The 19,882-nt window shown below is 68.1% G+C and carries 13 protein-coding genes; 4 read left to right on the forward strand and 9 right to left on the reverse strand.

Annotation, left to right across the window (positions count from 1 at the left end; genetic code table 11):
• Positions 1-25: 25 nt before the first annotated feature.
• From ABTZ59_RS20610 to ABTZ59_RS20630, 5 genes are all read right to left on the reverse strand, one after another.
• Complete coding sequence (locus ABTZ59_RS20610) at positions 26-1,297, reverse strand: ferritin-like domain-containing protein (protein ID WP_351406235.1); 1,272 nt, start codon at positions 1,295-1,297, stop codon at positions 26-28.
• On the reverse strand, positions 1,294-2,145 hold the full coding sequence (locus ABTZ59_RS20615) for a phosphate/phosphite/phosphonate ABC transporter substrate-binding protein (RefSeq protein WP_351406243.1): 852 nt from the start codon (positions 2,143-2,145) through the stop codon (positions 1,294-1,296). The genes ABTZ59_RS20610 and ABTZ59_RS20615 overlap by 4 nt, the downstream gene beginning before the upstream one ends.
• Positions 2,142-3,323 carry an acyl-CoA dehydrogenase family protein gene (locus ABTZ59_RS20620; RefSeq protein WP_351406250.1) on the reverse strand — a complete coding sequence of 394 codons (1,182 nt, stop codon included), beginning with the start codon at positions 3,321-3,323 and terminating at the stop codon, positions 2,142-2,144. The genes ABTZ59_RS20615 and ABTZ59_RS20620 overlap by 4 nt, the downstream gene beginning before the upstream one ends.
• A gap of 275 nt (positions 3,324-3,598) precedes the next feature.
• Complete coding sequence (locus ABTZ59_RS20625) at positions 3,599-3,832, reverse strand: helix-turn-helix domain-containing protein (RefSeq protein WP_351406259.1); 234 nt, start codon at positions 3,830-3,832, stop codon at positions 3,599-3,601.
• On the reverse strand, positions 3,832-4,416 hold the full coding sequence (locus ABTZ59_RS20630) for a DUF2975 domain-containing protein (protein ID WP_351406264.1): 585 nt from the start codon (positions 4,414-4,416) through the stop codon (positions 3,832-3,834). Before ABTZ59_RS20630 ends, ABTZ59_RS20625 begins: the two co-directional genes overlap by 1 nt.
• 508 nt (positions 4,417-4,924) lie before the next feature.
• On the opposite strand from ABTZ59_RS20630, the gene ABTZ59_RS20635 reads away from it, so the two are divergent.
• From ABTZ59_RS20635 to ABTZ59_RS20650, 4 genes are all read left to right on the forward strand, one after another.
• Positions 4,925-6,265, forward strand: coding sequence for an NAD(P)/FAD-dependent oxidoreductase (locus tag ABTZ59_RS20635; protein ID WP_351406273.1), 1,341 nt, complete (start codon positions 4,925-4,927; stop codon positions 6,263-6,265).
• Positions 6,266-6,438: 173 nt separating this feature from the next.
• Positions 6,439-7,389: an SMP-30/gluconolactonase/LRE family protein gene (locus tag ABTZ59_RS20640; RefSeq protein WP_351406277.1), complete on the forward strand. Its 951-nt coding sequence runs from the start codon at positions 6,439-6,441 to the stop codon at positions 7,387-7,389.
• A gap of 214 nt (positions 7,390-7,603) precedes the next feature.
• Positions 7,604-8,350 carry a VOC family protein gene (locus ABTZ59_RS20645; RefSeq protein WP_351406283.1) on the forward strand — a complete coding sequence of 249 codons (747 nt, stop codon included), beginning with the start codon at positions 7,604-7,606 and terminating at the stop codon, positions 8,348-8,350.
• Between the two features lie 173 nt (positions 8,351-8,523).
• The gene (locus ABTZ59_RS20650; protein ID WP_351406289.1) at positions 8,524-8,841 is read left to right on the forward strand and encodes a hypothetical protein; all 318 of its coding nucleotides are present in this window, start codon (positions 8,524-8,526) and stop codon (positions 8,839-8,841) included.
• Positions 8,842-9,013: 172 nt separating this feature from the next.
• Here the strand turns inward: ABTZ59_RS20650 and ABTZ59_RS20655 are convergent, their stop codons facing one another.
• The 4 genes from ABTZ59_RS20655 to ABTZ59_RS20670 all read right to left on the reverse strand — a co-directional run bounded on the left by ABTZ59_RS20655 (position 9,014) and on the right by ABTZ59_RS20670 (position 19,809).
• Complete coding sequence (locus tag ABTZ59_RS20655; protein WP_351406297.1) at positions 9,014-9,556, reverse strand: GNAT family N-acetyltransferase; 543 nt, start codon at positions 9,554-9,556, stop codon at positions 9,014-9,016.
• A 171-nt stretch (positions 9,557-9,727) separates the two neighbouring features.
• Entirely contained in the window at positions 9,728-10,309 is a 582-nt protein-coding gene (lepB, locus tag ABTZ59_RS20660) for a signal peptidase I (protein WP_351406307.1), read from the reverse strand.
• Between the two features lie 317 nt (positions 10,310-10,626).
• Positions 10,627-11,145, reverse strand: coding sequence for an SMI1/KNR4 family protein (locus ABTZ59_RS20665; RefSeq protein ID WP_351406316.1), 519 nt, complete (start codon positions 11,143-11,145; stop codon positions 10,627-10,629).
• A gap of 108 nt (positions 11,146-11,253) precedes the next feature.
• Positions 11,254-19,809 carry a golvesin C-terminal-like domain-containing protein gene (locus ABTZ59_RS20670; RefSeq protein ID WP_351406772.1) on the reverse strand — a complete coding sequence of 2,852 codons (8,556 nt, stop codon included), beginning with the start codon at positions 19,807-19,809 and terminating at the stop codon, positions 11,254-11,256.
• Between the last annotated feature and the right edge of the window lie 73 nt (positions 19,810-19,882).

The raw sequence follows: 19,882 nt of genomic DNA on the forward strand, positions 1-19,882 counted from the left end.
CGAGAGCCTTGCGCTCCAGTCTCCTTCACATGAAGTTGCGGGTGTGCAGGGCGGAGAGATCCGCGGCCTCGTGGTGCGGGAAGCCGAGGTGTACCAGCCGACGCTGGCGTCCCTCGTCCATCTGCGCCTGGAGCCGCAGGACTTCGCGGTGGCCGCGCGCGATCGCCCGGGGCGTCCACTCCCCGGCCGCCATGACGATCAGCGCGTCCGTCACGTCCTGGTTGAGCCCCGCGGTGTCGGCCAAGGCGTCGTGTCGTCGCTCGACGGCGGCCCGCAGCCGGTGGCGCAGTCCCGGGTCGACCGTGGCCTGGTGTGCGAGGTGGGCGATGCCGAAGGCCACGTGACGGGCCTCGTCCTGGCGGGCGAGTTGGACGACGCGCCGGGTGACGGGGTCGGGTGCGTGGCGGTCCAGGAAGGCAAGGAGGCTGAGGAAGCTGCCCTCGCCGAGGACGGAGAGCAGGAAGGAGGCCAGGGAGTAGTCGGGCTCGGCCAGCAGCGTGGTCAGCGAGGCCCGCCCGCCGACCGACGAGGTGCCCATACGGCCGCTCTTGAGGAGCGCCCTGCGGGTGAACACCTCGACGTGCCGCGCCTCGTCGGCCGCCTGCACGGCGAGCAGTTGCAGCACCTCGCGGAAGTGCGGATGCACCCGGGCGAGCAGCCGCGCCGGGATGATCAGCGCGGCCTGCTCGTTCTCCACCAGGTAGGTCATGATCTGCACGACGGCCTGCTCCACGGCGTCGGGGAGCGTGAAGGGGCTGTCCCAGGGGATCGCGGTCGCCGGATCCCACTGGGCTGCCGCGGCGTGGGCGTAGAGGCTGGGTGCCAGTTCGCTCCACACCACATCGCGGTCGGCGAAGTCGAAGGCCGTCTCCGGCCCGCCGGCCTCGACGAGTGCCCCGCGCGCGGCCAGTCCCCAGTGTGCTGGGGGCCGGGCCGCGACACCGTCGGGGGCCGCGCCGCCGGCGCGCTCGGCCCCCGACCAGCGATCCGCCACGCGGCGCCCGGGCCGCACCCACGCCCGCGGCGCGCCGCCCGGCCGGCCACCTTGAGCGTCGGACCGTCGGCCGTCTCGCGCGTCGGACGGGCCGGGGAACCGGACCTCACAGCCCTCGCTTCGGCACCAGGCCGCGAGGCCGGTCGTCAGGTCGGGGCGACAGCCCATTACGGCGATCTCCTCGCCGGGTGGCACCCGCGCCAGCGCGCGTCCCACCAGGAGGTGGGCTCCCTCGTCGAAGCCGAGGTCCTGGAGATCGACGACGGGAGACCCGTCGGAGGTGGTGGGGTGCTCCCAGGTCACGGCCGGTATCCCGGCGCGGTGACCCGGCCGTCCGCGTCGTAGAAGCCGCTCTCCTCCACCGCGAGGTCCAACGCGGCGTAGCCGTCGGTGCGTTCAGGACACCAAGCCGTCATGCCTTCGAGGTCCAGGAGGCGGCGGGCGTCCGGATCCGCGTACGACATGGAGAGCAGCAGGGCGGTGAACCGGTCGGTGGTGTCGGGCGGTGCTGTCTCGCCGGCCACCAGGAGGCAGTGGTCGTAGGGAGCGGTTTGGGTGAGAACGCGTGTGGCGCCGACCGGCACCGTTCCCTCACGGCCGAACAGCGGGTGGTTGGCGTCGAGGAGGCAGGCCGCGTCGACCTGTCCGGCGAGCAGGGCGCGGACGGCGTCGCGTTCACCGCCGATGTGGTCGCCGTGCAGGCCCACGCCCACGTCGTGCCGTACCACCCGGAAGTCATCGTGAGGGCGTAGGCCGAGGCCGTTCAGATGGGACAGCGGGATCAACGTCGCCTGGGGCGAATCGAGGGCTCCGACCGCAACGGTGGTGTCCTTCAGGTCGGTGACGTTGCGGTGCGGGGAGTCGTGCCGCACCACGACCACCGAGGTCAGGTCCCGGTCGGTGTCGCGCATGAGCAGCGGGCGCAGGACGACGCGGCGGGCCGCGGCCAGCCGTCGGGCGCGGAGCCAGGCGAGCGGGGAGTTCCAGGCCACCTGGATGCGGCCGGCCACGAGATCCTCGACCTGCCGTTCGTAATGGGAGTAGAGCACGAAGTCCGTCGCCGCTCCCCGCTCGGCCAGCCAGGAGCGGAAACCTGCCCAGATGGTGACGGTCTTGGGGTCGTAGGCGACCGCGCCCACCAGCAGTGTCATGCGCCGGCCTCCCCGAAGACCGGGAGGCCCAGGCTCGCCCGGGCGACGAAGTCGTACAGCGCGTCGGTGGTGGGGGCCATGACCCGGGCGGCCAACGCGTCGCGGAAGCGGCGTTCGAGGCCCGACTCCCGACGTAGGGCGGAGCCGCCGCACAGCCGCATGGCCTCGCTCGTCACGTCGTGTGCGGCCTCGGCCGCGACGGCCTTGACCTGGAGGACCCGCAGTGTCGCGTCCGCGCGACCGCACTCCAGGGCGGCCACGGTGTCGTCCAGGAAGGCGGACACCTCGTCGGTCCGGATGCGCAGCGGAGCGTAGCGGGCGCGGACGGTCGGCTGGTCCGCGAGGGTCTGGTCCAGGTGGGAAAGGCGGGTCCGGGTCAGATGGGTCCGGGTCAGCTCCATGGCCGCGTCCATGGTGCCGAGCGAGCAGGCGGCGCTGAGGACCAGGAAGCGGGGCAACGCGAGCGCCAGTGCCAGGTCCAGACCCGCGCCGTCCGCGCCGAGCAGCGCGGAGGCCGGTACGGTCAGCCGCTCGGCGGTCATGGGGCGGGAGGCGTTGCCGCGCAGACCCAGGCCGTCGAAGGCGCCCGCGACGGTCAGCCCGGGCGCGTCGCCCGGCACCAGCCACAGGCTCATCGGCCCGTCGGCCCGCAGGGGGCGACTTGACCATACGTAGCTGTCCGCCTGGTCGGCCGAGGTCACCCAGCTCTTGCGCGCGTCGAGACGGACGGACTCACCGTCGGGCGTCGCGGTCCCCACGGGGGCCCAGAAGTGGCTGCGCGAGCCGACCTCGGAAAACGCGAGGCTGGTGAGGTGGGAGCCCTCCGCGATCGCGCGCCGGGTCTTGTCGGGGCCGTGTTCCTCGATCACCGCGGTGGCGGCGTAGTGCATGAGCACCACCATGGCGGTGGAGCCGCAGGAGCGGGCGAGCTGTCGTACGAAGGCGACGGCCTGGCCGAGCGGGACGCCGCCGCCCCCGACAGCCGTCGCGCTGGTGGCGCCGAGGATCCCGGCGCGGCCCAGCGCCTCTACACCGGAGCGGGGAAAACGGCCGGTGGCGTCCACTTCGTCGGCCTGGGGGGCGATGGTCTGCTCGATGACCGATTCCAGCGCGGCCATCAGGGCGGTGGGGTTCCCGGTCGCGTCCGGGGCGTCGCATGCGGAGGTTGGCAGTGGCATGTCGGTATCCGATTCCTTGGGTAGGTACACCGCAAGATGGGGCAAATGCCGTCAATCAACGCCTGAGCATAGAGGGGTTCGCCGCGCCTGCGGCGCACATCCGCGCCGCGGGCGTACCCAGGGCCACGCCGTTGCGTTCACCGGCCGAATCGGCGCGCGCCGCCAAAGCTTCGGCTTCGGGCCCGACTTCTCGCGCGCGAGACGGGGACGCAACGGTGTACGCCCCCGCATCCACTGCCCGCCCGCACCCTCCGCCGCGGGAGGGCGGAGGCGGCTCAGCTGGGCTCGGCGGGGTCGTGGGTGATCAGGTCTCCTGGCTGACACCGGAGGACCTCGCAGATCCTCGACAGGGTCGAGAAGCGGATGGCCTTGGCCCGCCCGTTCTTGAGCACGGACAGATTCACGACGGTGATGCCCACCTGTGCGGACAGTTCGGTGAGCGTCATGCCGCGCTCGACGAGTAGCCGGTCCAGGTGGATCCGGATCGTGTGGAGTTCCTCCTCGGGCATCAGATGGTCCCTTCGAGGTCCTCTCGCATGCGTACGCCCTCCCGCATGATCTTCCCCATGATCACCGCGGCGAGGCCGGCGAGGACCAGCACCGTCGGCCCGGAGACCGTCGGCTCGGATCCTACGATCGGCGCCATGCTCGCGACGAGCCAGGAATGCGACCAGCCGACGACGAGGCCGACCAGCGGCGTACCCACGGCGACGAACCAGCCGAGCACGGAGAGCCGTTGCGACACCGCGTCGGTGAACGGCCCCTGGAGCAGGACGGCCTTGAGCAGCCGGGAGAAGAGCAGCAGCGCGAGGGAGCCGAACAGCAGCCAGGGCAGCGCGCCCCCGAGATCGGCGGCGCGCTGACCCGCGGAGGGGCTGTCCTGGCAGAGGGTCGCGGCACTGCTGGACGCGTCTACGCCGGTGGCAACCGGCAGGCCGTGCGTCAGCGAGGCATTGCGCCAGAAGTCCGTCTGCACGCAGACCGCCCCGTCGTCGGCCATGTGAACGACCCCCTTGCCGACGAAGGCAAGCCCACAGAGCACCGCCAGCGCAAAGGTCACCGAGGCCAGAGTCCTCGTGAGTCGCGTGTTCATCGCACCCCTCCCCATCGATTGTCGATATGCCGGAGGCTAGCGGAGCATATCGATATTCGACAAGTCCATGACTGTCCACGACACAGCCCCGACGGGCGCTGTCCCGCCGCACGGCCGTCGGTGCTCCATCGCGGCGCCAGAAGGAGATGCTGTTGCCGTTGCGGTCCTCCACCTCCGACAGCCAGTAGGCGGTGGAGGCGCGGTACGGGCTACCGGTGAAGACGCGTATCCGACCGCTGTGCGGATCGTGTATCTCGTAGGAGGTGTTGTCCCCGGACACACCGCCGTGGACGAGCGGCAGCCGGTCTCACTCCAGCGGCAGGGCCTGCTCGCCGTCCGACCGCACCATCGGCCTCCCTGTGAACTCCCGCAAGCGCGACGCGATATGACGGGCCGTCTCGTACCGTGACTCGCGCCGCGCACGTGTGCCGTTGCCTCGTGCCCCCTGTCGCCCACCCGACGTGTGCGAGATGATACGGAGCGCGATCGCCGTTGAAGGGTGTGCGTGATGACGGGTGATGTGACGGGTCACGCGCTGGTGGTGGGCGCCGGGTTGTCCGGTCTGCTCGCCGCCCATGTGCTGGGCAGGCGCTTCGAGCGTGTCACGGTGATCGAGAGGGACGCGCTCCGCGACGGGCCCCCGGTGTTCCGGCCCGGCGTACCGCAGTCCAGGCATGCGCACATCCTGTGGTCGCGCGGCATGGCGGCGCTGGAAGACCTTCTGCCGGGTGTCGTCACCCGCCTCGAAGCCGCCGGGGGTGCTGTGGTCGGCGCCCCTGAACAGATGCGGTGGCTCTCCGCCGCACGGTGGTTCACCGGCGTACGCGGAACGGAGTACCTGTCCGTCTCACGCGAACTCCTGGAGTCGGCCCTGCGCCGCGCGGTCGTCGCGGACGGGTCCGCGGTGACCGTGCTGGACCGTCATGAGGTGACCGGGCTTCTTCCGGCGCGGGCCGGGCAGGCGGTGGGAGGCGTGAGGCTGCGTGAACGGGGCGCGGACGGAGCGGAGTTCACCGTCGAGGCGGAGCTGGTGGTCGTTGCCGCCGGTCGCAGTTCCCGTGCCGCGGGCTGGCTGAGCGAGTTGGGCCGCCCCATGCCGACGACCGAGCGGATCGACGCGCGTCTTGGCTATTCCTCCCGCTACTACCGGCGCCCGGACGACGAGGAACCCTGGAAGGCCATGTATCTCCAGGGCAACCCGGACGTGCCACGCGGCGGTGTGCTCCTTCCGGTCGACGGCGGCCGTTGGCTGGTCACACTCATCGGACAAGGCGAACACCAACCACCCACCGATGAGGAGGAATGGCTCGCGTTCGCCGCGTCGCTGCGTTCGGCCGAGTTGTCGCAGGCGCTGAAGGGCGCGGTGCCGCTGTCGGACGCGGTCGCCTTCCGGGCGACGGCGAATGAGTGGACGCACTTCGAACGCGTGAAACGGTGGCCGCGCGGACTGCTGGTGGTCGGAGACGCCCTGTGCCGGTTCAACCCCGTCTACGGGCACGGCATGACGGTCGCGGCCCTCCAAGCCCAGGTCATTGCGGGCCAGATCCACAGGCGTGAGCCGATGGACATCGCTGCCCGGACACGACAGACGCAGAGAGCGGTGGCGATGTGTGTGAGGCCGGCCTGGATGATCGCCACGGGTGAGGACCGCCGGTACCCGGGCACGGACGGACCGCGGACGGGTCGGCTCGGCAGGACGCAGCAGGACTACCTGGCGCGCGTGCTGGCCGTGGCCAACACCGACCCGGTCGTCGCCGAAGCGTTCTTCGGGGTGCTCTCACTCAACCGCCGCCCCGAGACCTTGCTGACGCCACGGATCGCGACGCGTGCCCTTCGTCGGCGGAAGTGACCTACCGCTGTCCGGATCGGGTACGGACGGTACGTTCACGGCGACTCGCAGCTGACGGTCCGTGACGAACGGGCAAAAGGCGCAACAGAGTTGACGCCGTTGACCGAGTTACTGGAACGTTGAACCACTGAGTCCGCCGAGTCCCATCCGACATTGCCCGGAGGCCCGGAACCATGTCCCAGAACCATCCCAGTCCGTCCCGACGCACGCTTCTCGCCGGTGCCGCCGCCGCGCTCGCGGTGGCGGCCAACGCCGGTACGGCGAGCGCCGCTTCCGGCGCCCCGACTCGCGCGTACCCGACCGAGTTCCCGCTTCCCGACGGGTTTCTCCCCGAGGGGATCAGCATCGGCGAGAAGCCGTACGCCTACATGGGATCGCGCGCCAACGGCGCCGTCTACCGCACCGATCTGCGCACTGGCAAGGGCGGATTCATCTACGCCGGGGCGACCGGCACGGTGGCCATCGGCCTCAAACTGGACCGGGACGGCCTGCTCTACGTCGCCGGAGGCGGCGGCGGATCCGCGCGGGTCATCGACTCCCGCACCGGCAAGCTCGTGAGCACGTACCAACTTACCGGCCAGAGCGGCCACTTCGTCAACGATGTCATTCTGCTCGGCGGTCGCGCCTGGTTCACCGACTCGCGCGACAGCGTGCTCCACGGAGTACCGCGCGGCCGCGCAGGGGAAGTGCTCAGCCTGCCGCTCAGTGGCGACTGGGTGCAGCTGCCCGACGTGAACAACGCCAACGGCGTCGTGGGCACCCCCGACGGCCGCGGGCTGATCGTCGTCAGCAGCACGGCCGGCAGGCTCTACCACGTGGACCTCAAGACCGGTCACGCCACCGAGATCGCCCTGAGCGGCGCGGACAACGTCGTCAACGGCGACGGTCTCGTCCGCATCGGTCGTACGCTGTACGTCGTGCAGAACCGGCTGAATCTGATCAGCGTGTTCGATCTCGACGCCAAGGTCCGCACCGCAACCCTGCGCCGTACGATCACCGACCCCCGCTTCGACGTTCCCACCACGGCCGCGCGCTGGGGCGATCGCCTCTACCTTGTCAACGCCCGCTTCACCAGCCCCCAGACGCCCGAGACGACGTTCAACGGTGTCGCCGTTTCCATCTGACACCGTTTGCCGCTGACGTCTGACTGACACCTGACTGAGATCTGACGCGGGGGCGCTCCATGAGCAGCGGTATCCCGCTGGGCCGCGTCCACGCTGCCAACGAGGCGGCGTGGACTCGCGCGCTGCCGACGACCATCAGCCGCAGCGCGGGCAACGGACCAAACGTGGCGACATCGCCCGATCCGACGCGGCGAGGGCGCATAGGATCGTCGGCATGGCACTGCGACCTGTTCAGGTGAACATCAAGGCTCTGGACGACGCGGCGGTCGGGCGGTTCTGGGCGGAGGCGCTCGGCTGGAGTGCTTACCGCTCAGCTTCCGGCGTGACCACCTACGTTGGCCCCGTCGGCGGCCTCGTCTGGCCGGACCCGGTCGCCGTCTGCGTCGACGTCGTCGCCGTCCCGGAACCCAAGACAGCGACAAAGAACCGTGTGCACCTCGACCTCGCCACCACCTCTGCCGCCCACCAGGCGGAGTTGGTCACGCGCCTCCAGGCTCTCGGTGCGACGCCTGCCCACGTAGGCCAGGGCGACGTGCCGTGGACGGTCCTCGCCGACCCCGAGGGCAACGAGTTCTGTGTGCTGGAGCCTCGGGAGGTCTACCGGGACACCGGGCCGATCGCCGCGGTGGTGGTCGATTGCGTGGATCCGCGGGCCATGGCCCGGTTCTGGGGCGAGGCGATGGACTGGCCCCTGAGCGAGGTGACCGACGATCAGGCGGTGTTGCGCTCCGCCAAGGGTGTGGGCCCGTATCTCGAATTCATCCGTACGCCCGATGCGAAGACCGTGCCGGACCGCGTCCATCTTGACCTGCTTCCCCACCCCGGCGACGACAAAGCGGCGGAGGTGGCCCGGTTGCGGGCCCTCGGCGCCACCGACCTCGACCTCGGTCAGGGCGATGTCCCGTGGACGTGCCTGGCCGACCCGGAGGGCCACGAGTTCTGCGTCCTCGCCCCAACCTGACATGGAGCCTTGACGACACCTCGACACAGGAGCCCTGTGTGCTCATGAGTCATGTCCCAGAGTGGGCCGGGCCGCGGCATCTCGGTCGATTCGAACGGCCCGGTCGCCGGTGTTCGTTTCCGCCAGGCCTGCCACGCCTCGAACGAGTCGTGGCAGGTGGATAGGATCCTCCAATGAGCGGCATACGGGTCTGGGAGAGCGCGCGTCGGAGGGACAAGCCGACGGCGGTCATCATCGGGGCGGGCAATCTGCTGATGAGCAGTGTGCTCTTCTTGATGATGATCGGCACAGTACCGTTCTACGAGATCACGACCCGTGAGCAGGAAACGGCAGCCCAGCACACCGCCATCCGGATCTTCGGTGGCTGGCTCGCGGCCGGACTGGTGCTGTTCCTTGTCCTGGGCATGCGACGGACGGCGTTGAGCCACCTCACCATGATGCTCGTTCCGCCCGCTGCCCTGATCCTGATCCTGCTCTTGTTGGCGCAGTGAGGCCCGTCAGTCACACCGGACCCGCCGCGCCGGGACCTCGTCCCGGCCGACGCGGAGCCGCCTTCGCGCGGTCGTCGGCCTGATCGCCGTACCAACCCGTCTTCGACTGGCTGTTCCGCAGCCGCGCGACGGGCCAACGGACCACGCACTTCCGTGATGCGCTGGACAGAATTCAGACCCCGGCGGTCGGCTTCCAGTCCTGGGCGAGGAGGCCGAGCAGCACCTCGTCCAGGAACTCGCCCATCACCCAGGCCGAGGAGCGCAGCACGCCCTCGCGGACGAAGCCGTTGCGCTCGGCGGAGCGCAGCATCGCGGCGTTGTCCGACAGCGTGTCGATCTGTAGCCGTCGCAGGCCGCGTACGACGAAACCGTAGTGGCACAGCACCGCGACCACGTCGGTTCCGTAGCCCTTGCCGCGGGAGGACGGCAGCAGCCCCAGTCCGATGTGCGCGGACCGGTTGTGGTTGTCGATGCCCCACAGCGCCGCGGTGCCGACCAGGGCGCCGCCGTCCAACTCCACCACCGAGAACGGAACGTTGCCCTGCTCGGTGTCGTCCACGACGAGCCGCGAGTCCTTCGAGCCGGGTGAGATCGGCCGCCATGGCCGGACCTCGGATCGCGAGGCGTTGACCACGTCGTCGTAGAGTTCGGTTCGTAGGATCGGGATGTCGTCCTCGTGCCGGGCCCTGAGCCCGACCTTGCTGCCCCTTAGCATGCGAGCTTCCTATCCGACCGCGCCGGCCGGTGGCAAACCAATAAGACATGGCAATGGCCGGCTGGGCCCCGCCTCCGGTCCCCGTACGGTTGACGATGCTCCTCGGGGCGTCGCCGTTCAGCGGAGTGTCGGCATGAACCGACGGCCAAGCGTGTGTCAGTGCCTGGGACTTCACCGCATAAGGGAACGCCCCGCCCGCCGCTTGACCCAGGAGACAATTCCGGCCGCGAGCCCGCCCGCGGCGAGGAGGAGCCCGAGCAGGGCGGTCGATGCCAGCATGAGCAGGCCGGTGTGGCTGTCGAGGGTCCGTGCCCGGACCGCGGTGGCCGCGATGCTGCCTGACTGCTCGGTGAGGAAGAAGCGGGAGTCGTTGGCGTTCGCACGGTGATCGCCGAGCAGGAAGAGCCGTCCCTCGGGCACCACCACATCGTACGCCCGGACCACGCCGGACGGACCGCTGTCCTTGAGGTACGGTTCGACAAGCGGCTTCTCGTTCACCGTCACGGGCCCGCCGGGGCTCTGCCTGACGTGGTCGCCACCCATGCCGATCACGCGCTGTAGTACGGCCATGCCCTCGTAACGGTTTTCCGTGCGGTAGAGCACCACATCACCCCGCTCTATCGCACCCGCGTCGACTCTTTCGAGGAAGACGACTTCACCGGGGGAATAGGTCGGATCCATGGCGTCGCTGTTGACCCTGGCCGACGTGTACCCGGTGCCGATCAGCAGAATCGCGCCCGCGGCCAGAGCCAATCCGGCAGAGCCCAGCGCCCATCCGGCAATCCGCAATCCACGTCCAGCTGTTCGCTCGACCGACATTCTTTCCACATTCCGATCGTTGACTGAGGCCGGGGGTGCCGAATGTCCGGCGATCCCCCCGGAATAACCTTATGGGACGTTACATAACGGCGTCTTACCGCCGACGCCGCGCGAACCGCTCAGCTGTGGTCGTCTTCGCCCGTGCACGCCAACCGAGGCCCTCTCCGGCACGCCCCTGCGGTCCGGGCCGCGACGGGAGCGCGCCGGTCACGGCGGAGGCCGTGACCGGCTCGAACGTCGGTGTCAGCGCGTCAGGTGTCGTCGCCGGAGCCGGGCTTGAACGTCGTGCCGAGGTCGAACCGCGCGATTCCGAAAGGTTGGAAGTCGGGGTCCGCGAGAACTCTGTAGAGGAATTCCGATGTGGACATGTCGTACCGGCGCCACTCATTGTCCTCGACTCGGGCGAGAATGGGGTACTCGCCGGGCCGCTGGGCGTCGATCAGCCAACAGTACTCATCGCCCCACTCCGTGGAGGCCCAGGTGACGAGGCCCTTTCCGCCCGGCGCGTACACCGAGTGGGGATCCACGGCGGAGACTTCATCGGCCCCTCTGTCCTGATCGACCGAAAGGTCCGCTCGCCACTGCGTGAGGAAGTCGAAAGCGAGGCCCTCGTCCCGCGCGAGAAAGAAGACGGAATCAGAGAATACGCCGCCACCAAAGGCCTCGAAGAGCTCTTTGTAGTCCGTCGGCAGTGGGAACCGCAGCTCCTCTTCCATCGCCGCCCAGTCGACAGAAACCCCCAGTGGCTCCCACCCGGTCAGCTCGATCACACGCTGCACCCACATACGGCAACCTTTCAGAAGGAAAAGGGTGTGGGTGAATATCACCAGCGATATTCACCCACACCCAGTGTATCTCAGGCGAACTGGCCGGCTAACTCAGGGCTGGAGCCCTGAGGGTGTATTCCAGATCGTAATGGGATCGAGTGGAACTTCCCCGGTGTCCATGTTCAGCCAATAGATGGTCAGGTAATCGGGAGCGGCATTTCGGCCGGTGTAGTGGGCGGTTACCTCGTAGTAGACCGAGTCCCCCGCCTCCACCATCCTGGCAACCTGGTTCTCCACCTTCTTCATGTTGGACCTGTTGGGCCTGGCGTACAAGGAGACCAGATTCCGGCGGTCGGTTCCGCTGCCGCCCAGCTGATTGGCCAACAGATGACCGCGGTTCATCCCCGCCTTCATGCCCGGGGTGATGGTCTCCGGGTAATTCCTCATGGGACGCGGAACCGGAGACCCCGCGATCATGGAGTCGGAGTTGCCGATCGTCTGGCCGCTGTCGTTGATCCAGCTGAAGTCGCCACTGTTGAGGCAGGCTCGCACTCCCTGCGCCCGGTCGTACTGGTCGAGTGGCTGGTAGAACACCGCGCTCTGGCCATCGCCGCAGTTGTCCTGTGTGAACGGGAACCGCGCCGCTCCAGGTACCCAGTCCCACTCGTTCTCGGGCGTGATGAGCCGGCCCTTGCTGAGGTCGCCCGTGGGCTCGGACGTGTACCCGTTGGAGGCCGTTTCGTTGTACCAGCCGATACCGGTGAGGAACGTGTCGACGACGGTGAGCCAGCCGCCCCTCGCCTTCTTCGCGCCACCGACGACAACGTCCGCGGCGTCATCGAAGAATTCCTCGCAGGCATCCCACCCGAAGCAGTGCCCGTCGATCTCCACGAAGGTCGTGGGGTTGCCACCGGTGAAGGCATACCGGTTCCCGGTGTAGGGATCCGAGCCGAGGCCCATGTCCGCGAGGGCACCGTTGTACATGTCCCGGCTGGTGAACCGGTTGAGTCCGGGGTTGTAGTCCCGGAAGCCCATGTCGTAGGTGCCGGCGTGGGCGTCCCACCGCTTGGAGTTGTAACGGTAGGGGTTGTAGGCCTCCTTCGTCGGGTCACCGGCGTCGGGCTTGTCGATGCCGGTGAACTCGGACTCGTCGTCCGAGCCATAGGCCGTGTAGCCGTAGGTGGCCTTGGAGTTGCCGTCCTTGTCGGTGAGGGTTTCGACGTCGGTGTGCGAGTTGTAGCCGTAGTAGCCGTCCTCGCTGGTGCCGTCGCTGTTGTGCGCGACCTGCGACAGGCGCTCGCCCCACGGGCTGTACTGGTACGACTTGGTCAGCTCGCCGGCGACCTCCTCACCCAGCACCTCGGTCGAGAGGCCGAGGTAGGTGAAGTCGGTGGTCTTGCCGTCGGTCGTCTTGGACGTCGTGCGGTCCAGCGGGTCGAAGGCGTACTTCGTCGACTTCAGCGCGCCGGCGTCGTCCATCTTCTGGGACTCGACGACATGGTCGAAGCCGTCGTACACCGAGCGTTCGATGACCTTGCCACCGCCGGTGACGGACTCCTGACGGCCGAACGGGTCGTAGTTGTAGGTGGCCGTCGAGCCGCCCACCGTCGCCGAGAGCAGCCGGTTGCGGTCGTAGGTGTACGTCGTGGACGTGCCCTTGACCGTCTGGCTGATGACGTTGGCGTTGTCGTCGTGGACGTACGTCTCGGTACCGGCGCCGTTGCCGGTCTTGACCGACTTGGCGAGCCGGTTCGCGGGGTTGTAGGTGTAGTCCGTCGTCGATTCGAGGTACGCCGCGTTGTTGTCGGCGTTCATCTTCTTCGCGACGTCCTGCGCCTTGTTCCCATTGGGGTCGTAGGCGTAGGTGTGCGAGGAGACGAGGGTGCCGTTCGGCTTCTTCTCGGTGGCCGTCTTGACCGCACCGTTGAGGTAGTAGGTGTAGTCGACCGTGTTCTTGTTGTTCTTGGTTTCCTGGAGCTTCAGCCCGCGGTCGGTGTACGTGTAGGACGTCACCTTCGGCGAGGCGTCCGTGGCGCTCTTGCCCACCGAGACCGACTGAACCAGATCACGCGGATCGTAGGCGTACTTCGAGAACTGGTCGGGGTGGGTGATCGTCTCCGGCTTGCCATTGGCGTCGTACTCGTACGACGTGGCCTTCTTCTCCTGGCCGGCGAGCGCCTCGGTCACCTTCTGGACCTGGTTGAGGCCCGTGTAGGCGATCGTGTAGGCGTCGATCTTCGCACCGGAGGAGGTGTCGTCGATCGAGGTCAGGTTGCCGTTGACGTCGTAGGCGTAGGCGAACGACTTCGACTCGCCGTCGGTCTCGCCCGAGGTGTCCCGCACCAGCTTGACCGCGTCCGCGACGACGATCCCACCGGCGTTCTGCTCCAGCTTCAGCTTGGCGTCGTTGCCCTGCTTGAGGCTGTAGGAGCCGAGCGGCACCCAGGTGCCCGTGGACGCGTTCTGGTCCTTGGTCACCGCCGGGTGGCTGGTCGTGCCCTGGGACAGGGTGTACCTCGCCGTGGTCGCGGCGCCGGTCACCTTCGGGAACTTCACATACGCGGTGTAGTCGCCGTCCTTGGGGATGTTCAGCGTCCACGTGTAGGCGTCGGTGCCCGTGCCGGCCGCGTGCGTGCGGTGGTCGTAGCCCTGCTGCCCGGCGATGTCGCCCGTCGCCCACGTACCTGTGGGCGAGGTGTGCTGGGTGTCGGAGTTGTCCACCAGGACCACCGACTTGCCCGCCGGAACGCCGTCGTCCGCCTTGGACTTCAGCTTGCCGTCGGCGTAGTACGACCATGTCATGGTGCGGTCCGAGGAACCGCCCGCGGAGGTGAGCGTGCGGGCCTTCTGCTGCCCCAGCTCGGTGTAGTCGAAGGTGGTGGTGATGTCCCATGGGTCGGTGGACTTCCTCGTCCAGCCGTTGTCGAAGTACTCGAAGACCGTGTCGTTGCGGACCGTCTGGCCCTCCGACGGCGGCAGCGAGCTCTTCGTCACCCGGCCCACCGCGTCGTACACCGTCTGGGTGTAGACGTTCGGGCTGTTGTAGCGGCCGTCGGCCGGGTCGTACGGCTGGAACTGCTTGACCGGACGGTTCAGCGCGTCGTACTCGGTGCGCTGGGCGAAGTCGTCCGCGGTGGCCGTTGCCGTACCCCGCGGTGTGATCACCTTGGTGGTGTTGCCGACCTGGTCGTACTCGAACTGGGTCGTGCGGAACGTGGAGCCCTCGTAAGGGACCCGTACCTCCTTCTGCTTACCGCGCTCGTCGTAGTCGACATAGGTGATGTTGCCCTCGGCGTCCTTGGTCTGGATGACCAGGGAGTCCTTGTCATAGGTGGTCGAGGTGGACTTGCCGGCCGCGTTCGTGACCGTGGTGACCCGGCGGTTCAGGTCGTAGGCGGTCTTGGTCAGGTAGTCGGACGTGTCCGCCGTGGCGTTCTTCTTCGGGTCGACGATCTGGGTGACGTTGCCGACGTTGTCGTACGTGTAGGAGATCTTGTCCTGGTCGGAGTTCACCACGGAGGTGAGCTGGTAGATCTCGTCGTACGCGTTGGTCGTGACGTAGTCGGTCGCATCCGACGTGGTCAGTGCGCCCTTCGGCTCGGTCGTCGTCCTGAGGTTGCCGACCTTGTCGTAGGTGAAGACCGTCTTGCGCTCGCTGGAGGTGGGCGTGTCCTTCGGCGCGTTGTCCGAGCTGATCTGGTCCGCCGCGTCGTACACCGCCGTGGACTGCGCACCATTGGGCGCGGTCGCCTTGATGACGTTGTCGTTCGCGTCGTACACCGGCGCCGGCATGGTGATCAGGACGCCCGCCGCCTGGTCCTTCGGCACCGTCTTCACCATCGGGCGGCCGAACGCGTCGTACGCCTGCGTGGTCTTCTTGCCCAGCGCGTCGGTGATCTCGCGGACCTGGCCGCGCCCGTCGTAGACGAAGGACGTCGCCTTGCCCAGCGCGTCGGTGATCTTCGCCGGGTAACCCGTGGGACCGAAGTCGCTGTTGGTCGTCGGGTTGCCGTTGGCGTCGACCGTCTTGGTCATCTGACCGTAGGCGTCGTACTCGTACGTGGTGGTGTAGTCGCCCGGCGTCGACGTCGCGACACCCTTGGGGTCGGTGACCGTCTTGAGGTTGCCGAACGGGTCATAGCCGAACTGCCACTTACGGCCCTCCGGAGAGGTCTTGGTGGACAGGTCGGCTGAGTAGCCGTCCGGACGGGTCTGGTAGCTGTACCGCTGCGAGTTGGCCGGGTACGTAGCCGGAGCACACTCCGAAGCGGCGGGAACACCGGACTTGTTGTTCTCCGCGTCCCGCGACCAGAGCGGATAGCCGGTCGACTGGTCGTAGCAGTACGCGGTTCTGGCGCCGTTGGCCTCCTCCAGGTATGTGACGTTGTTGTCCGCGTCCCACGCCATCTTGGTGGTCTGGGACTTGGCGTTCGTCGTCTGCACCGGACGGCCGAAGTCGTCCGCCACATAGGAGGTGGTGTGCGATTCCGCGTCCGTCACCTGGGCGTCGGTGAACTTCGCGTTCGACGCGTTGGCCGCGTACGTGAACCCGGTCGTCCCGTTCAGACGGTCGGTGACCGCCTTCGTCCACCAGTGGTACTTCGGGTCGTCACCGGCCGACGGCTCGTTGTACGCCAGTTTCGTGGCGTTGTTCCGCGGGTCGTTGATCTGGACCAGCTTGACGTTCTTGTTGCCCTGCGTGGCGTCGTACGTGAAGCCGAAGACCTTCGGCTGGTCCGAGCCCGCGCCGTCGGTCATCTTGGTCAGCAGGCCCTTGTCCGAGTACTCGAACGTGAGCTTGCGGCCCGAGATGTCGGTGACCGACTGGACGTGGTCCTCGATCTTCGGCGAGGTCGCCTCGGCCTTGTCGTAGTAGTCGACCGTGAGCGACTGCCGGCCGGCCGGGTCGGTGATGTAGACCAGGAACTTGGTCGGCTTGTTGTTGGACTTGCGTTCCTCGTACGTGAACGTCTGCGTGTTGCCGTTCTTGTCGATCGCGGACGTCATGTAGCCGTCGCAGCCGAACAGGAAGCGGGTGCCGTCGGGGCGCGTGAGCGTCCAGGCGTCCGGGATCGGGTCCTTGGCCGGGGTGCAGTCCAGGCCCGCCTTCGGCGTGATCCGGTAGTGGACGCCGGCCGGGGCCTTCCACGTGCCGTCGGCCTGCTTGCGGAAGACGTGTGTGGTGCCGTCGCCGTCCGGGAGGCGGATCTCCGTCGGGTTCGGGTTGGGGTGGAAGTCCAGCGGCGCACCCAGCCTGATCGGGCCCGCGGCCTGGAACGACCAGCCGTGGCCGGCGACCGTGTCCGAGGTGTCCAGCGAGTTGTACGCCGCCCGGAAGAATGTGTTGAGGCCTCGGCCGGGGTTGTTGAACGCGTTGTACTGCCACACGCTGTTACCGGCGGCCAGGTTGTTCATCACCGTGGAGCCGGCGCCGGTGTTCTTGCCCGTGTAGGAGTAGAACTTCTCCATGCCGAGCTGGTTGGAGGTCGGATCCTCGACCGCCACGTTCTGCTTCAGACCCGGGATGCCGGTGGTGCCGGAGAGCCACCTGTCGGCGGTCTTGTTGTAGACGTCCCAGGTCAGTACGGAGTCGGTGCGCTTGTTGCCGTTGTCCGAGTTGATCGGTGTCTTCACCCGCGCCGGTAGGTGCACCGTCTCACCGGGGGCGACATCGTGCGGTAGCGCCGTGTGAACCTGGTTGCCGCCGTTGGTGACATCCGTGCCGTCCGGCAGGGTCCACTTGTAGGTGAGGACGTCATCGGCCGCGTTCCAGGTGCCGGTGGTCGTGTTGGTGAGCGTGAGGTCGACCGTGTAGTCGCTGTTCGGGGTCATGCGCGCGGGGGTCTGCGGCGCGTAGTACGTGGACTCGGTGGTGGAGTCGATGTACGTGACGACGACTCTGGGGCGCAGACGCTGCTCAGTGCCCTCGGAGGACAGGAACAGGGTGCGTTCCTGCTGTGCCGACTCGTCGGCCATCTTGATGACCACGCCCTGCTGGGAGGCGGGCGTGGTCACCCAGGACTGGGCGAGAGAGGTGATGTTCCAGTCGTGGCGGGCCGGGTCGTTCGTCTTCGCGCCCGTGTCGCCCACGACCGCGCCGAAGTCACCGCCGCCGCTCGTCCAGTTGGTCGTGGCGTTCGCCTTGACCCACGTGGCGGTGGCCTCGTCGAAGTCCCGCGTCAGCGGCCGGATCTCGTACAGCGCGCCGGGTGCGTCGGTGGCGGTCTGGGTCGACCACAGGCGGACCTTGGCGTCCAGGACGCGTGCCGTCGCCGGGATACCGAGGGCCGGGAACTTCAGGACGGCGCGGGTGTCGCCGTAGGTGGGGGAGTTGTTGCCGACACTGAGCCAGTTCTTCGGGCCTCCGTCGTCGATGGTGTCGTGCGTCGATGTCGTACGGGACGAGGACAAGGTGGTGTCCTGCGTCGCGTCCAGGACCTTCGTCGTCCGTCCGGCCTTCGGCAGGCGGACCAGCTGGGTCGGGGCGGCGACGACCTGGCCGTCCTTGGTCTTGGCGGCGACCATGTAGTAGTACGCGCGGCCGAACGGGTCCGGGTCGTCCGCCTTGGTCGGCGTCGCCGACGTGTCCGTGTACGAGGTCGTCCCCGGCGCGACCGGTGCGACGAGCGTCGCCGCCGACGGCGTGAAGGTCTGGTTGATCGACCGGTGGACCTGGTACTCCACAAGGTCGTCACCGGTGCCGATCGGATCCAGGTCGTCGTACGCGGACCAGGACAGCTCCGCACCGGTGTCGTGGATCGTGGTCGGGGCGGCGAGGTCGACGCCCTGCCGCCCGAAGGTCAGGAGCAGACGCGGGTAGTTCGCGGTCTCACCGCCGTATCCGAACTCGCTGCCCTCATAGCGAGGGCCGCCCTTCGGGCCGTTGGCGGACTCGTCACCGGCCTTGATCACGAAGCCGTTGTTCGGGTACGTGCCGTCGATCCACTGCTGGACCGTCTTCGTCACGGGGAAGGTGTGCCATGTGTTCAGCTCACCGGGCTGCTTGGTGACCACACCGCCCTTGGTGAACCGCATCGCGTCGGCCAGCACCGCCGTGGTCGTCGACGCGGGACCGTCACCGAGGACGACCTTGCCGAGCGTGCCCGCCTTGAACGGGTGGCTGCCGAGCGTCTTCCACACGCCGGCCGTGCCGGTCTGCTGGTTGACGAGGTACTGCTTGGTGCCGCCGTCGTACGTGACCGTGTACGGGGCGTTGGTCGCGCGGTCCTCGGCCGGGACGTAGTGCGTCTCGACCTGGTACGTGCCGTCCTCCGGGAGGCTCGGCTGCCAGGTGTACGTGTCACCCGCGACCGAATCCTTGTTGTACATGTACGTCTGGTTCACCGCGTACTGCGTGTACGCCGTGTTCCCCGACGCCGGCCACGCGCCCACCGCGGCCGTACGTCCCGCCTCACCGTTGTCCACCAGCACCGAGGTACCGGACAGCTCACCGGTGAGGGCGTTCGCGCTGTTCCACGTCGCCTGGTCCTCGCTCCACGCCTGGGTGGCGCGGTGCGCCTCCAGTCGCACCTCGGAATCGCCCGTGGTGTGTGTCTGGTCGAACCACAGCTTCAGGTCGGCCGAGTCCAGCTTCGTCCCGGCGGGGACGCCGGTGATCGGGAAGCGGATCAGCGCGCGCGAGGTGCCGGTCGTGGTGTTGCCGACCGACAGACGCCAGTTGTCCTTGTAGTTCGTCGCCGGACCGTCCGACGAGATCATCACGTCCTGCGCCGTCGTCGGCGTCGGAGCGATCGAGATGGTCGGATCGATGACGACCGGATACTGCCGCTCGGGCGCCGCCAGCCACTTGGCGTCCGGGGTGACCGTCAGCGTCCAGTCCTGGCCGGACTTGGCCAGCTTCTGCGTCACCGCGGAGCTGTAGCCCGTGCCGTAGGCCGAGGCCGCGTTCTTCTTCGCGTCCGTCATGAAAGCGGCCGGGATCACCAGGACCGGGTCCGCGCCCTCACCGTAGAACGAGATCGAACCGTCCTTGTTCGCCTTCGGCGCCAGACCACCCGCGTCAAGCGTGAAGGTGAAGGACACCGGACCCGAAGGCTTCCGGTCGAGAACGATGTTCTCCTTCACCTGCCCCGGGCCGACCTGATACGAGAGGTCGGCCCCGGCGACGACATTCTTGTAGGTGACCGTGTCGCCGGCAGCCTCCGGAGACAGCTTCCCCGCACCACCCTTCAGGCCCAGCGTCACCGTGTGACCTTCGGCCTCGAACCGCAGCAGCCGGCCCGCATCCGAACCGAACGACGTACGCGCCGCGTTCGACGTGTTGGCGAACGGGAAACCCGCGACCGAACTCGGCCGGACCGTCGGGTCGATGTCCTTCCACGACTTCCCCGACCGATACCCCGTCGGCGTCGCTGACACCTCGGCCTGCACCCGACCGTCCGACAACTGCCAGTACCGCGCGTGCGCCGTACGTCGCGCGGGCAGCTCACCGACCCGCTTCGGCTTCGGAGCCGCCTTGCCCTTGGGGAGCTTCTCCCGCACCGGCAGCGTCGGAGTTCCACCGGTCCGAGGCGGTTTTGGCGGGTCGTTCGCCTCGTCCGAGAACCAGCCGCTTCCAGCCGTGCTGTCGTCACTCGAAACCGGTGCCGCGTACGCGACTTGTGGCAACGTGGTCGCGGCTATCACCGAGACCACGAGGCAGGCCATCGCCCGCCCGTATCTGAGTTTCACGCCATTCCTTTCGTTGGCATACCGGTTCTGACCAGCTGTCAAGGGCATG

The sequence above is a fragment of the Streptomyces sp. NPDC094034 genome (genome assembly GCF_040303865.1).
Lineage (GTDB): Bacteria > Actinomycetota > Actinomycetes > Streptomycetales > Streptomycetaceae > Streptomyces.

Excerpts from the sequence above, each read along its gene's own strand:
- ABTZ59_RS20630 (WP_351406264.1), bottom strand. The coding sequence starts at position 4,416 with ATGAACACGCGACTCACGAGGACTCTGGCCTCGGTGACCTTTGCGCTG.
- ABTZ59_RS20655 (WP_351406297.1), bottom strand. The coding sequence starts at position 9,556 with ATGCTAAGGGGCAGCAAGGTCGGGCTCAGGGCCCGGCACGAGGACGAC.
- ABTZ59_RS20670 (WP_351406772.1), bottom strand. The coding sequence starts at position 19,809 with ATGGCCTGCCTCGTGGTCTCGGTGATAGCCGCGACCACGTTGCCACAA.
- ABTZ59_RS20635 (WP_351406273.1), top strand. The coding sequence starts at position 4,925 with ATGACGGGTGATGTGACGGGTCACGCGCTGGTGGTGGGCGCCGGGTTG.
- ABTZ59_RS20640 (WP_351406277.1), top strand. The coding sequence starts at position 6,439 with ATGTCCCAGAACCATCCCAGTCCGTCCCGACGCACGCTTCTCGCCGGT.
- ABTZ59_RS20625 (WP_351406259.1), bottom strand. The coding sequence starts at position 3,832 with ATGCCCGAGGAGGAACTCCACACGATCCGGATCCACCTGGACCGGCTA.
- ABTZ59_RS20620 (WP_351406250.1), bottom strand. The coding sequence starts at position 3,323 with ATGCCACTGCCAACCTCCGCATGCGACGCCCCGGACGCGACCGGGAAC.
- ABTZ59_RS20615 (WP_351406243.1), bottom strand. The coding sequence starts at position 2,145 with ATGACACTGCTGGTGGGCGCGGTCGCCTACGACCCCAAGACCGTCACC.
- ABTZ59_RS20650 (WP_351406289.1), top strand. The coding sequence starts at position 8,524 with ATGAGCGGCATACGGGTCTGGGAGAGCGCGCGTCGGAGGGACAAGCCG.
- ABTZ59_RS20645 (WP_351406283.1), top strand. The coding sequence starts at position 7,604 with ATGGCACTGCGACCTGTTCAGGTGAACATCAAGGCTCTGGACGACGCG.